The 14,056-nt window shown below is 68.0% G+C and carries 10 protein-coding genes; 8 read left to right on the top strand and 2 right to left on the bottom strand.

The features are described 5' to 3' along the window. Nucleotides 1-444 precede the first annotated feature (444 nt). Complete coding sequence (locus KHZ24_02595; GenBank protein ID MBS5450092.1) at nucleotides 445-2,961, top strand: UvrD-helicase domain-containing protein; 2,517 nt, start codon at nucleotides 445-447, stop codon at nucleotides 2,959-2,961. Nucleotides 2,962-3,091: 130 nt separating this feature from the next. On the opposite strand, the gene KHZ24_02600 is transcribed toward KHZ24_02595, so the two are convergent. Next, nucleotides 3,092-4,117 carry a C-terminal binding protein gene (locus KHZ24_02600; GenBank protein MBS5450093.1) on the bottom strand — a complete coding sequence of 342 codons (1,026 nt, stop codon included), beginning with the start codon at nucleotides 4,115-4,117 and terminating at the stop codon, nucleotides 3,092-3,094. Nucleotides 4,118-4,431: 314 nt separating this feature from the next. Between KHZ24_02600 and KHZ24_02605 the strand changes: the two genes are divergently transcribed. From KHZ24_02605 to KHZ24_02615, 3 genes are all read left to right on the top strand, one after another. Continuing rightward, entirely contained in the window at nucleotides 4,432-5,364 is a 933-nt protein-coding gene (locus tag KHZ24_02605; protein MBS5450094.1) for a manganese-dependent inorganic pyrophosphatase, read from the top strand. Between the two features lie 201 nt (nucleotides 5,365-5,565). Continuing rightward, nucleotides 5,566-7,137 carry a Na+/H+ antiporter NhaA gene (gene nhaA / locus KHZ24_02610; protein MBS5450095.1) on the top strand — a complete coding sequence of 524 codons (1,572 nt, stop codon included), beginning with the start codon at nucleotides 5,566-5,568 and terminating at the stop codon, nucleotides 7,135-7,137. A gap of 3 nt (nucleotides 7,138-7,140) precedes the next feature. Continuing rightward, on the top strand, nucleotides 7,141-7,758 hold the full coding sequence (locus KHZ24_02615; GenBank protein MBS5450096.1) for an epoxyqueuosine reductase QueH: 618 nt from the start codon (nucleotides 7,141-7,143) through the stop codon (nucleotides 7,756-7,758). A gap of 244 nt (nucleotides 7,759-8,002) precedes the next feature. On the opposite strand, the gene KHZ24_02620 is transcribed toward KHZ24_02615, so the two are convergent. Further along, nucleotides 8,003-9,208, bottom strand: a complete 1,206-nt coding sequence (locus tag KHZ24_02620) for a DUF2974 domain-containing protein (GenBank protein MBS5450097.1) — start codon at nucleotides 9,206-9,208, stop codon at nucleotides 8,003-8,005. Nucleotides 9,209-9,500: 292 nt separating this feature from the next. On the opposite strand from KHZ24_02620, the gene queA reads away from it, so the two are divergent. The 4 genes from queA (at nucleotide 9,501) to aroB (ending at nucleotide 13,991) form a co-directional block, all read left to right on the top strand. Continuing rightward, nucleotides 9,501-10,682, top strand: a complete 1,182-nt coding sequence (gene queA, locus KHZ24_02625; GenBank protein ID MBS5450098.1) for a tRNA preQ1(34) S-adenosylmethionine ribosyltransferase-isomerase QueA — start codon at nucleotides 9,501-9,503, stop codon at nucleotides 10,680-10,682. Nucleotides 10,683-10,885: 203 nt separating this feature from the next. Next, the gene (gene aroF, locus KHZ24_02630; GenBank protein ID MBS5450099.1) at nucleotides 10,886-11,890 is read left to right on the top strand and encodes a 3-deoxy-7-phosphoheptulonate synthase; all 1,005 of its coding nucleotides are present in this window, start codon (nucleotides 10,886-10,888) and stop codon (nucleotides 11,888-11,890) included. Then, entirely contained in the window at nucleotides 11,890-12,789 is a 900-nt protein-coding gene (locus KHZ24_02635; GenBank protein MBS5450100.1) for a prephenate dehydrogenase/arogenate dehydrogenase family protein, read from the top strand. Before aroF ends, KHZ24_02635 begins: the two co-directional genes overlap by 1 nt. Then, the gene (gene aroB / locus KHZ24_02640; GenBank protein MBS5450101.1) at nucleotides 12,789-13,991 is read left to right on the top strand and encodes a 3-dehydroquinate synthase; all 1,203 of its coding nucleotides are present in this window, start codon (nucleotides 12,789-12,791) and stop codon (nucleotides 13,989-13,991) included. The genes KHZ24_02635 and aroB overlap by 1 nt, the downstream gene beginning before the upstream one ends. Nucleotides 13,992-14,056: the final 65 nt, after the last annotated feature.

A 14,056-nucleotide genomic window follows, 5' to 3' on the forward strand; every position in this document is an offset into this window, starting at 1 on the left:
ATGGTGCGACCCATGCATACGCGCTTGTCCAAAGTAGGCCGTACGCACGCGCTCGGCATCGCGATACCGAACTCCTTTCTGGCAACGACGCATCTCGGCCACGAGCTCCTGTATGTCTGGCATGCTGTGCTCCTTAGCATGGTAGCGTATATGATACCATAATGTGTGTGACGAGGCTGTTTGTTGGGGCTCGACCAGAGAGTTTGTTGCTTAAGGTTGTATACGATGGCGCTATCGTAACATACGAACATGTGTTCTTCAACGGTTTGCGAGAAGCGGTCATTGCGTTGCGCCGTACGACGGCATCCCCACGGGGCGTCCACGACGGGGGAGCACGCGCGCGATAGAATGGGCTCATCGCAGCGGGGTCGTGGCCTTGGCGTCACGGCCCCGCGCTGTGTCTCGTGTCCCGTGCTCGCGACTTGTTCGAAAGGTGACGTGCCCATGGCCATCGACATCGACTCGCTCAATCCTGCCCAGCGTCAGGCCGTCGTCACGACGGAGGGCCCGCTGCTGGTGCTTGCGGGCGCTGGCTCGGGAAAGACGCGCGTGCTCACGTACCGCATCGGACACATGATCGAGGACCTCGGCGTCGCGCCCTGGCAGATCCTCGCCATCACGTTCACGAACAAGGCGGCAAAGGAGATGCGCGAGCGTCTCGATAAGCTTCTGGGCGGCCGCTCGACGCGCGGCATGTGGGTCTGCACGTTCCACGCCATGTGCGTGCGCATGCTGCGCATCGACGGACAGCGCCTCGGCTACACTGACAACTTCACGATCTATGACGACGACGACTCGAACCGCCTCGTCAAAGACATCCTCAACGGCATGAACGTCGACATCAAGCGCTTTCCGGTCAACATGGTGCGCTCGCGCATCTCCTCGGCGAAAAACGAGCTCATGGATCCCGACGAGATGCTTGCCAGTGCGCGCACGCCTCCGGGGGAGATCGCGGCCAAGGTCTACGCCGAGCTGCAGACGCGCCTGAAGCGCTCAAACGCCATGGACTTCGACGACCTGCTCGTCAACGCCTACACGCTGCTCTCGACCTGCCCCGACGTGCTCAACGGCTACCAGGAGCGCTTCCGCTACATCTCCGTCGACGAGTATCAGGACACGAACGGCGCCCAGTACCAGATCTGCAAGCTGCTCGCCGCCAAGTACCGCAACCTCATGGTCGTGGGCGACGACGACCAGTCCATCTACTCGTGGCGCGGCGCCGACATCCGCAACATCCTCGACTTCGAGCAGGACTATCCCGAGGCCAAGTCCGTGAAGCTCGAGCAGAACTACCGCTCGACGGGGCACATTCTCGACGCGGCAAACGCCGTGGTTGCGCACAACACGGAGCGCAAGGCCAAGCGCCTGTTCACCGACGAGGGCGACGGCGAGAAGATCAAGCTCTACCAAGCGTCCGACGAGCGCGACGAGGGCCGCTGGATCGGCTCTGAGATCGCGAAGCTGCGCGATCGCGGCGTCGACTACTCGGACATGGCGCTGTTCTACCGCACGAACGCCCAGTCGCGCGTGCTCGAAGACATGCTGCTGCGCGCCGGTATCCCGTACACGATCGTCGGCGGCACGCGCTTCTTCGATCGCGCCGAGATTCGCGACCTCACGGCCTACCTCAAGCTCGTCGTGAACCCCAACGACGACGTGTCGGCCCGCCGCGTCATCAACAAGCCGGCACGCTCCATCGGCGCCACGACGCAGGACCGCATCGCGGCGCTCGCGGCTCGGCAGGGCATCTCGTTTTTCGAGGCGGCGGGGCGGGCCATTGTCGACGAACCCACGCTGTCGAGCCGCACGCGCAACGGTCTCGTACGCTTCATCCAGGTCATCAACGACGCGGCGGCCTACGAAGGCAATCTGCGCGACGTCGTCGAGATGATCGCCGACAAGGCGGGCCTCATCTCGGCGCTCAAGGCCGAGGGCACGCCTGAGGCCGAGGAGCGCGTCGGCAACATCCGCGAGTTCTTTGGCGTCGTGCAGGACTATGTGGAGCAGCACGACGTGGAGAGCGACCTGCTGTCCAACGCCGAGGTACAGGCGGAGGCGTCGGGCGCGGACGGGACGCAGGCGGGTCTGTTCGACGATTCGGACGGCGCAGGCGAGCCGGCTCAGGCCCAGGCGGGCGACCTTTCGCTGGCCGGTTTCATGGAGTGGCTCGCGCTGCGAACCGACCTGGACGCGGCAGGCGAGGGCGGCTCCACCGTCACGCTCATGACGGTGCACTCGGCCAAGGGCCTCGAGTTCAACACCGTGTTCGTGGCCGGCATGGAGGAGACGATCTTCCCTCACACCTCGTTCAAGCGTGAGGACGATAACCTCGAGGAGGAGCGCCGCCTCGCCTATGTTGCCATCACCCGTGCCCGCCGACGGCTGTTCCTGACGTATGCGGCGACGCGTCACCTCTACGGCGAGGCCGTCGCAAACCCGCGCTCGCGCTTCATCGACGAGATCCCGGCGGGGCACCTCGAGACGGTCGGCGTGGGCTCGTCGGGCTTCCTCGGCACGGGCTGGGAGAAGCGCGGCGATCGCCACGGGACGTTCGGCAGCGGACGTGGTTCCGACATGTACGGCGGCCGCGTGTTCGGCAGCGCGACGCGCTCGAGCGGCGGGTCGAGCTCCGGGCGCTCGGGCGGCATGTCGTTTGCGTCTCTTGGCAGCTCGGGGCGCGGCATGGGGTCGGGGCGGCCGTCTTCGGCGCGCTCGGGCGGGAGCTATGCCGACAGCTCGCGCGCTGCGGAGATGCCGGCGCCGACGGCGGCGGCCGCGAGCTTCGCGTCACAGGGGACGTCGGAGAGCTTCGAGCGCGGCGACCGCGTGAGCCACAAGGTGTTCGGGCCCGGCACGGTGCTGTCGGCAAAGGGCGACGCCGTCGAGATCAAGTTCGACAAGGGCGGCCAGACGAAGAAGCTGCTCAAGGGTTACGCGCCGATTGTCAAAATCAAGGGCTAGATTTTGACGGCGCGTGCCCCTCGCCGGCGCCCTTTGCCGGCCAGGCGCAAAGCCGATCGTCAAGATCCGGGGGTAGAGAACCGCCCCCAGGGGATCGCCTTCGCTGGAGGTGCCCTGGGGGCGGGCGCCCCTACTTGATCGTCTGGTGCGTGTGGGGCGGGAATCCGAGGGCCTCGGGGTTGGCCAGGCCGCTTGGCGCTTTGCCGTCGAGCAGGTAGTCAACGAGCTGGCGCAGCGCGATGCGCGGCTGTTCGGCGCGAGCTTCGACGGAGTACCAGGCCGCGTGCGGCGTCGCCACGACGTTTTCCATGCTCAGCAGCGGGCTTGCCAGCGGGTCGAACCCCTGCTCGTGCTCGTGTTCGAGGCAGTCCAGCCCCGCGCCGCGAATCTGCCCTTCCCGCAGCGCCGTCGCCAGCGCCTCGTCGTCGACGAGCCCGCCGCGCGCGACGTTGATGAGAAACGCTGTCGGCTTCATGGCGGCGAGTTCGGGCGCCCCGATGATGTGGCGTGTCTCGGGCAGTAGCGGGCAGTAGAGAGAGACGACGTCCGAGCGGCGGCAGAGCTCCTCAACGGTCGCCGCCTTCTCGCAGCCGAAGCTCCTGAGGTACTCGGCGCTCTTCGTGGGGGCGTACACGAGCACGTTCATGTCGAGCGCCTTGACCATGGGCAGCACGCACTGCGCGATGTGCCCGAAGAACACCATGCCGAACGTCTGGCCGCAGGGACGGTTCGGTTCGTACAGGCCGCGCGTCGCCTTCTCGCCCAGGCGGTAGTGGCGATCGAGGTACGTCAGCTTCTTGTACAGGTCGAGCATGAGCGCGACGGAGTGCAGGCCAACGTCGTACGAGCACCAGTTCGGCGTGTTCGAGACGCCGATGCCGGCCCGCGTGAAGGCGTCGACGTCGATGCCGTCGATGCCGATGGACTGCCGGCAGGCGATGCGCAGGTCCTTCATCTCGGGCAGGCGCGCGTAGTCGACGTCCTTCCACCCCATGATGAGCCCCTCGCAGCCCTCGACGTCCTCGGGCTCTGCCGGCGCGTCGCTGCGGACGACGCGCACCTCTATCTCGTCCTCGAGGCCCCACTCCGCCAGGCACGGCGTGAAGAGGTCGGGTTGGTCGGCGCGGATGAACGCCGCGATGCGATGCTTTGCCATGGTGCGCTCCTTCTTCGCTCGAGTCGGATGAGCACAGCCTGCCACGCGCTCGTTTTCGGCTCGTTTCCGATCGTTGCCCGTTTGCGAACTTCACGCCCGTCGCCCGGGTCGCGGGGTAAGGCCGGTGCGCTCGGGCGCCCGTTCTTGCGAACTCCACGCAGATGCCCCGCTCGCGGGGCTGGCGAGACCGGCTGCGGGAGATTTGCGGTTCGGGGCCGGCGAGTCCGTTCGCGTATAAGGAGCGCGTTAAAATACGCCGACGGTGGGTACATTCGTATGAATCCGTACGTCCTATTCGAGGAGGATCTTCGTTCATGAGCAAGGTCTATGTGATCGGCCACAAGAATCCCGACAACGACGCCATCATGTCGGCCGTCATGTTTGCCCAGCTGGCCAACACGCTGGACAAGGACAACGAGTACGTCGCGTGCCGCCAGGGTGGCCTGCCCGGCGAGACGAAGGCCCTGCTCGAGAAGGTCGGCTTTGCCGAGCCTGAGCTCAAGACGTGCATCGAGCCCGCCGAGCCTAAGACGAAGGTCATCCTGACCGACCACAACGAGCTGTCCCAGGCGATCGACGGCATCGAGAACGCCGAGATCGTGGCCGTCATCGACCATCACCGCATCGCCGATGTCTCCACAGCCCAGCCCATCTGGTTCCTCAACTTCCCGTGGGGCTCGAGCTGCTCCATCATCGCCAAGCTGTTCGAGATTACGAACACCCCGATGAGCGACGAGCAGGCCACATGCCTGCTCGCGGCCATGATGACAGACACCGTCATGCTCAAGAGCCCGACGACGACGCCTGTCGACCGCGTCATCGCCGAGAAGCTCGGCAAGCAGATCGGCCGCGACCCGGTCGAGTTCGGCGCCGAGGTCTTCCGCAGCCGCGGGGCTGACGGCTTCACGCCCGCCCAGATGGTGAGCCGCGACATCAAGCGCTTCGAGATCGGCGGCAAGGCCGTGTACATCGGCCAGTACGAGACCGTCAACAAGGGGCCGGTGCTCGAGCAGGCTGCCGAGCTGCGCGCCGCCATGGAGGCGTACCGCACCGAGCACGAGGGCGACACGCTCGTGCTGCTCGTGACCGACATCATCGAGGAGGGCTCGCAGGTGTTCATCTGCGGCGACCCCGCCGTGGCCGAGAAGGGCCTCAAGATCACGGCCAGCCCCGAGGGCGTCTGGATGCCCGGTGTGCTCTCCCGCAAGAAGCAGGTCGCCGCGCCGCTCATCGAGGCCGCCGAGTAGGCGCGCGCCCTCTTTCGCACGATCGCGCGATCCTGTGTGACGGCCGCCCGCCTGACGCTCGTCGTCGGACGGACGGCCGCGCTGTATAGCGGGCGGCTCCGAGTGGTGGGGGATGCGCCGCGCCCGGGGCCACCGCCGCCCAGAATCTTTGGAACGACCGAACTGTTGCCGTGAGGAGGTCCCATGGGACTCGAAAGCGTGATGATCGACGTATCCCGCAAGCGCTTCGAGGCGAAGCGCCGCATGAGGGAGATCTTCTCTGACACGGCTGCCGCGGCCCTCATGATCATCGCCGCCGTCGTCGCTATCGTCCTGTCGAACACAGCGCTGTACGAGACGCTGCATCACGCCATGATGACGCCCATCGGCATCACGATCGGCGGCACGTTCATCGGCCTGTCGTTCGAGGTGATCGTTAACGACGTGCTCATGGCGTTCTTCTTCCTGCTCGTGGGCTGCGACCTCAAGTATCAGATGACCGTCGGCGCGCTTGCCCAGCCCAAACAGGCCATCCTTCCCATGGTGGCGGCTCTGGGCGGCGTCGCAGGCCCGGCGATCATCTTCCTGCTCATCAACCCGGCGGAGACGTCGCACGGCTGGGCCATCCCCACGGCGACGGACATCGCGTTCGCCCTGGCCGTCATGTCGCTGCTCGGCGATCGCGTGCCGCTCGGCGCCAAGGTGTTCTTCTCGACGCTGGCCATTGCCGACGACCTGTTCGCCATCGTCGTCATCGCGCTGTTCTACAGCTCGTCGGTCAACTTTGCCTGGCTGGCCGGGGCGGCGGGCGCGACGCTCGTTCTGCTGGCGCTCAACCGCGGCAAGGTGTACATGGTGACGCCGTACATGCTCGTGGGCGGCGCGCTGTGGCTGTGCTTCTTCTTCTCGGGCGTGCACGCCACGCTCGCCGGCGTCGTGCTGGCGTTCACGCTGCCGTCGCGCTCCGACGTCCAGCTGACGAACTTCACGAGCTGGCTCGTGTCGCGCGCCAACGTCATCGACGACGCCTACGACGCGACCTCTCGCGTGCTCGGCCAGCACAAGGTCACGGAGCTTGCACGCCAGCTCGAGACGGTGTCGCATCGCGTGACGCCGCCGCTGCAGCGCGTCGAGCACGCCATCTCGTGGCCGGTCAACTTCCTCGTGCTGCCGCTGTTCGCCTTCGTTAACGCGCAGATCAGCTTTGCTGGCGCCGACATGCTCGCCGTCATCGGCGACCCGGTGACGCTGGGTGTCTTCATCGGAGCGCTCGCGGGCAAGCCCATCGGCATCCTGCTGACGACGGCCATCATGGTGCTCATCTTCCGCTTCAAGCTGCCGGACAACGTGCGCTGGGGCCACATGGTGGGCGTGGGCATCCTGGGCGGTATCGGCTTCACGATGTCCATTCTCATCTCCGGCCTGGCGTTCACCGACGGCACGAGCGTGACGGAGGCAAAGCTCGGCATCATCATGGGCTCGGTCACGGCGGCGGTGCTCGGTCTGCTCTACTACCAGATCTACCTCAGCGCCGTCGAGAAGAAGGAGGCTGCCAAGGCGGCAGCTGCGCTCGACGCCGTGCTGAGCGGTTCGGGCGACGTCAAGGTGACGCGCGTCGTGGCGGGGAAGAGCGAGACTGCCTCCGCCGCAGGGGAGCGTGCGGAGCAGGTGGCCGCGGCCGAGAAGCCCACAACTCCGACGGCGGATGCGCCTTCTGCTGCGCAGGCGCCTGCCCGCGAGACCGTCGTGGACGACCTCTCCGACGCGTCCTCGCTCGATGAAGGCGACCTTTAAGCCATGGCCGAAAGCGGACGGCGCCTTCTGCTGCACGCGTGCTGCGGTCCGTGCTCGCTCGAGCCGACGCGCCTGCTGCAGCAGGAGGGCTGGGACATCACGATCTGCTACGTGAATCCCAACATCGCGCCGCGCTCTGAGTACGACCATCGGCTCGAGACGCTACGCTTTTGGGCCGGCGGCGAGGGCATTTCCGTGCTTGAGGGGCCCTATGACGCCGCGGCCTGGGAGCGGGACGTCGCGCGCTTCGGGACGAACCGAGCTGCCCGCTGTACGGCGTGCTACCGCATGCGCCTTCGCGTCGCGGCAGACATGGGGGCGGCGGGCGGCTTCGACGCGCTGGCCACGACGCTGGCCGTCTCTCCGTACCAGCTGCTCGATGCCTGCAACCGCGAGCTCGAACGCGAGGCGCGGCGCGTGGGGCTCGAGCCGCTGCCCCGCGACTTCACGGCGTGGTACCCGCAGGCGACGACGCGCTCGCGCGAGCTCGGCATGTATCGCCAGAACTACTGCGGCTGCCGGTTCTCGGCGGCGGAGTCGGCGTGGGAGCGCTGCGAGGCCCGCGAGGCTCGCACGCGTGACCGGGACGTGGTGCGCGCGGCCGCGGCGGGCGCGAGGTAGCGTTTCTCGCGAGGCATTCGCACGGAAGGCAGCCGCGCGCGGGCAGAAACGCGAGTCGTGCATGCCGCTTCTGGGTGCGGTGCTCGATCGAGGGGATCGGGCGCCGCATTTGCGCAGGTCGGCATCTTCGCGGCGTTTCCCTGCCCGCGGGCGCCAGTACACGATGCGGCTTATTGGCCAGAAATTGGGCGCCTCGCGACAGGGTATGCCCGAAGAGGCGAGCGTCCGTTTCCGAAAACGCCCTCTAAGACCGCGTGGTTCTCCCGCGGCGCAGCGCTCTCGCGAGCGTTGCGGCCCCCGAGCGCACGGCCCCTGTGATGCCGTCACCCGCCCGCCGCGCGGCGGTCTGCCCGAGCTGCCCCAGCATGCCAAACACGACACGCCGCCCGTCGTCGCCAGCGTTCTGCACGGCCTGGCCGAGGATGGCGGCGGTCTTGGGTCCTCCAGCGAGCAGGTCGTCGATGTCGTGGGCATCTGTGGACTGGAGTGCCGCGAACAGCTCCTCGGTGAACTGCTCGAGCTCTTCGCGCGAGTAGCGGCCGACCCAGTCGCTCATGACCTGTCGGAAGAACGACGAGCTGTCGGAAAGCTTGTCCGCCCAGGCGAAGTCGAGCGTGTCCGGGTCGATCTCCCAGGTGAAGGCGCTGTGCTGTGCGATGCCGTGGGCGGTGTTGCGCGCTACGAGCAGCTCATCGTCGCGCTCGAGCAGCATGCCGATGTACGACTCGTTCGGCACGATCTTCGTGAGGAGAGGACGCGCGAGGGCGTACTCGTCGGCCGAGAGCGTCTGCGGAAGAAAGCCGGGGCCGTCGAACGACCACACGCGCGCCACGCGGTCGCGCACGCGCTGCGAGGCCATGGCGACGGCGTACGTGGCGAGGTTGCCGCCTTTGGAATGCCCGCCGACGTAGAGCGGGCCGCGCGTGCGCTGGGCGACGCGCTCCAGGTAGCGTGCGGCCTGCTCCTGGGCGGGGACGCGGGGCTCGATGGCCATGTTGAAGTCCTCGCGCCAGCCCGTGAACGACGTGTCCGTCCCGCGAAACGCGACGAACGACCACGCGCCGCTCCCGCGTCCCCACGCATAGGTGGCAGCGGCAAACTGCGTGTGACGCTCGGGGTCGAACAGGCTGACCGGGTGGGAGATGCGCAGCTCGCGAAAGCGTGGGCTTGCAGCGAGTGCGCAGAGCAGTGCCTCAAGACGGTCCGAGGCGAGACCGGTGAAGAGGCGGTCGTACAACTCAGCGCGCATGAGGTCGGCGGGGCGCACGTAGGCGCGCACGCTGGCGTCGAACAGCGCGCGGGGGAGGGCTCGCAGGCTGCTGGGCCGCTCGGGGACGAGCTCCTCGGCGCGTACCATGGAGAGCTGCGTCAGGATGAGCGCATCGACGTTGCCGAGCGGCCGCGTCGCAAACGTGTCGAACGCGGTGCCGAGATAGTCGAGGATGTTCATGGCGATCGTGCGGCCCCCTTTGCGGTCGGAAGCGCTGTGGCGCGTTGAGGGATTATACCCTGGTAGGTCGCTTTCCTTCGGTGCCGGGGGACGCGAGGCGGCCGGCGGGAAAACCGATCGTCGTGCTGATACTGCGGCGTCCGCCATATTTCTGTCGATTGTCCCGGTTTGTGCACCCGAGAAGCCCACTGAATGGCTAGACTGCTCCCCATGGGTCGGACGCGCGCCTCGCATGGGGCGCCGCCGTGACCGCCTGTGGCCCCTCGACGTGGAAAGTTGCGCAACGATGCAGCTGAGAACCGACGACTTCGACTATGACCTGCCCAAGGAGCTCATCGCCCAGGCCCCTGCCGAGCCGCGCGACTCCTGCCGGCTGCTCGTGCTGCACCGCGAGGACGGCTCCGTCGAGCACCGCACGTTCCGCGACATCATCGACTACCTCGAGCCGGGCGACCTGCTCGTCGCTAACCGTACGCGCGTCATGCCGGCGCGCCTCATCGGCCACAAGCGCGACACGGGTGGCGTCGCCGAGACGTTGCTGCTCAAGCGCCGCGAGGACGTCGACGCGCTCGGCCGCGTGTGGGAGTGCCTCGTCAACCCCGGCCGGCGCCTCAAGCCTGGTGCCGTCGTCGAGTACCGCGCCGGCGGCCTGCATGCGCCGATGGACGCCTCGGTCGTGCTCACGGGCACGATCGTGGACTTCGTGGAGGACTCCAAGGGCGCGCGCCTCGTGCGCTTCGAGCCGCAGGGCACACTGCCCGACGGTAGCGCCCGAGAGCTGGACGAGGCCATCCACGAGGCCGGCCACGTCCCGCTGCCTCCCTACATCACCGATTACGCTGGCGATCCGGAGAAGTACCAGACCGTCTACGCCATGAGCGAGGAGCACTCTGCCGCCGCTCCGACGGCGGGCCTGCACTTTACGCCCGAGCTGCTGCAGCGCTGCCACGAGAAGGGCATTGGCTGGGCGACGGTTGAGCTCGAGGTCGGCATCGACACGTTCCGCCTTGTCGAGGAGGACGACCCGACGCAGCACGTCATGCACACAGAGCGCTACCACGTGGGTCCCGAGGTCGTCGAGGCCGTGCGCGCCACGAAGGCGGCGGGCCATCGCGTCGTCGCCGTGGGCACGACGGCCGTGCGCTCGCTCGAGAGCGCATGGGACCCGCAGGCTCCCGTCGCCACGCCGCCTGTGACGGCCCGGCGATTTAGTAGCGCCGCCGACTCGGCGGCCGTCTGCGGGCGCGGCGACATCGTGGAGCGCCGCGACGCCACGACGAACCTTTACCTGATGCCCGGCTCGACGTTCCACGTTGTCGACGCCCTCATCACGAACTTCCACGTGCCGCGCTCCACGCTCATGATGCTCGTCTCGGCGTTTGCGACGCGCGAGCAGATCATGGACGCCTACGGCCTCGCCATCCACGAGCGATACCGCATGCTCTCGTTTGGCGACGCCATGTTCATCGAGTAGGGCAACCGCTCCCTGCGCGCCGAACACGACGTCCGACCGAGCGAGGGCGACGCCAATTTTCGCGGGCTCGCGTGCGTCTTGCGGGCCCGCACCTCTCCTTCCGCCGCGTCGTGCGGTCGGGAGGCCCTTGTCGCACATATCCGCGCGCGGTTCGACACGCATAGGCTGAGGCCGCGCCGCCTCTACATAAAGGAGCGTCATCCATGATTGCTGTCATCAAGCCCGGCACGACGTCCGAGCAGCTCGACAACCTCGTCACGTGGCTCAAGAGCAAGGGCCTCGACGTCAACATCTCGGGCAGCGAGTCCACGGTCGTCGGCCTCATTGGCGACACGAGCCGCGTCGACAAGGACCTGCTCGAGTCCATGGACATCATCGAGTCGGTCACGCGCGTCTCCGAGCCGTTCAAGCAGGCGAACCGCAAGTTCCACCCCGAGGACACCGTCGTCGACTGCGGCCACGGCGTGCTCGTGGGCGGCGGCCACTTCCAGGTCATCGCCGGCCCGTGCTCCGTCGAGGGCGAGAACCTGTTCGAGATCGCCCGCGCCGTGAAGGCCGCCGGCGCCACGATGCTGCGCGGCGGCGCGTTCAAGCCGCGCACGAGCCCCTATGCCAACCAGGGCATGGGCAAAGCCGGCCTCGAGCTGCTCGTCGAGGCGCGCCGCCAGACGGGCATGCCCATCGTCACCGAGATCATGGACGTGCGCGACGTGCAGCTGTTCGTCGACATGGACATCGACGTCCTGCAGGTGGGCGCCCGCAACTCGCAGAACTTCAACCTGCTTCGCGAGGTGGGCAAGACGGGCCGCCCCGTGCTACTCAAGCGCGGCATGGCCGGCACGATCGACGAGCTGCTCATGAGCGCCGAGTACATCATGAGCGAGGGCAACCACAACGTTATGCTGTGCGAGCGCGGCATCCGCACGTTCGAGCAGCGCACGCGCAACACGTTCGACCTCAACGCCGTGCCCGTGCTGCACTACCTGACGCACCTGCCCGTCATCGCCGACCCGAGCCACTCGACGGGTTACAACCGCTACGTGAGCCCTATGGCGCTTGCGGCGACTGCGTGCGGGGCGGACGGCCTGGAGATCGAGGTGCACAACTGCCCGTCGTGCGCCTGGTCCGACGGCCCGCAGGCCCTGCTGCCCGACCAGTTCGCCGCACTCATGCCCCAGGTGCGCGCCATCCGAGAGGTCGTGGCGTAATGGCGGGCGAGGAGGGGCAGACGGCGCGCATCGCAGGCCAGCGCGGAGAGCGGCCCACGGTCGGCATCGTCGGACTCGGCCTCATCGGCGGCTCGTTCGCCAAGGCGTATCGCAAGGCCGGCTGGCGCGTGTACGCGTTCGACCTCGACGCAGACGTCATGGGTGCGGCGCGCGTCGAGACGATCGATGGCGCGCTCGATGACGCGACGATCCCCCAGTGCGACCTCGTGCTGCTGGCCGTCTATCCCGGGGCGGCCATCGGCTGGCTGTGCGAGCACGCCGACGACCTTGCGGGCGACACGCTTGTCATTGACTGCTGCGGTGTCAAGCGCGAGGTATGCGACGCCTGCCTGCCGCTGGCGCAGGGCCGGGGCTTCACGTTCGTGGGCGGCCACCCCATGGCCGGTGCTCAGTACTCCGGCTTCAAGTACGCGCGCGCCAACCTCTACCACGGCGCGCCGATGGTCATCGTCCCGCCGCGCACGGACGACATGGCGCTGCTCGACCGCATCAAGTGCGCCCTGGAGCCGGCGGGCTTCGGGAGCATCTGCGTCACGACCGCCGAGGAGCACGACCGCCGCATCGCCTACACGTCGCAGCTCGCCCACGTCGTGAGCAACGCCTACATCAAGAGCCCGACCGCCCAGGGCCACAAGGGCTTCTCGGCGGGCAGCTATCGCGACATGACGCGCGTGGCCTGGCTCAACGAGAACATGTGGACGGAGCTGTTCCTCGACGACGCCGACAACCTGCTGACGGAGCTCGACCTCGTCATCGCCTCGCTGGGGGAGTACCGCGAGGCGCTGGCGAGCCGTGACGCCGACCGCCTGCGCGAGCTGCTGCGCGACGGCCGCATCGCCAAGGAGAATGCCGAGCGCCGGATCGCAGGTGAGCGCTGATGGACGCGGTGGAGGAGCTCGGTGCGGTGCTCATAGACAGCGCCGCGGGCTCGCGGGCCCTCGGATCGCCTGACGAGCGCGACCGGGTCGGGGAGCGCGGCGAACGGCTCATCCGCGTCGAGGCGTCGGGGTCGTATGACGTCGCCGTGGGGCGCGGCCTGCTCGACGAGGTTGGCGCGCGCGTCAGGGCCGCGTTGCCGGCCGCCGACGCCGCCGTGCTCGTCGTGAGCGACGAGCACGTAGCGCCGCACTACGCCGCGCGCGTCGAGACGAGCCTGCGGTCGGCGGGCTTTGCGCCCACGACGCTTGTGCTGCCGGCGGGCGAGCCCACGAAGTGCCTGGCGAACCTGGGTCGCGTGCTGGAAGCGGCGGCTGAGGCGGGGCTCACGCGCCAATCGACGATCGTCGCGCTCGGCGGCGGCGTCATCGGAGACCTCGCGGGCTTCGCGGCGGCGACGTACATGCGCGGCTGCCACCTCGTGCAGGTCGCGACGTCGCTGCTCGCGATGGTGGACTCGTCGGTGGGCGGCAAGACGGCCATCGACCTGCCGCAGGGCAAGAACCTCGCCGGCGCGTTCTACCAGCCGTCTCTCGTGCTGTGCGACCTGGACGTGCTTGCCACGCTGCCTCCCGAGTTCTGGGCGGACGGCACGGGCGAGATCGTCAAGTACGGCATCATGTGCGACCCCGAGCTGTTCGAGTGGCTCAACGCTCCGCTTGCGCCGCAGGTCGAGCGCGTCGTGGCCCGCTGCGTCGCCATCAAGCGCGACGTCGTCGAGGCCGACGAGCGCGAGGGCGGCCTGCGCAAGCTGCTGAACCTTGGGCACACGGTCGGCCACGCCATAGAGCGGCTGAGCGGCTTTGGCGTGTCGCACGGGCGCGCCGTCGCCGCCGGCTGCGCCATCATGGCGCGGGCGTGCGCGGCGAAGGGCCTGTGCTCGGCGGACGTCGCCGCGCGCGTCGAGGCCCAGTTGCGCGTGCACGGCTTGCCGACGGGCTGCGACTACGCGCCGCATGACCTGTACGAGGCGGCGCTGTCCGACAAGAAGCGCGTCGGCTCCACGATGGACGTTATCACCGTGCGCGACGTCGGCCACACCGAGGTGCGCAGGCTCGACCTGCCCGCGTTCGAAGCGCTTGTTGCCGCTGGCGTCTCCGGCTCGTCTGGGGAGCCCGGTCGTACAATGACAGCCGATCTGTAGGAAACCGCTGTCGACAGGCGGGCGGACGGTGTTCTCCTCGGAGGCTCGCCGTATCGCGCCCGCCG

It is taken from the genome of Coriobacteriia bacterium, from assembly GCA_018368455.1.
Lineage (GTDB): Bacteria > Actinomycetota > Coriobacteriia > Coriobacteriales > UMGS124 > JAGZEG01.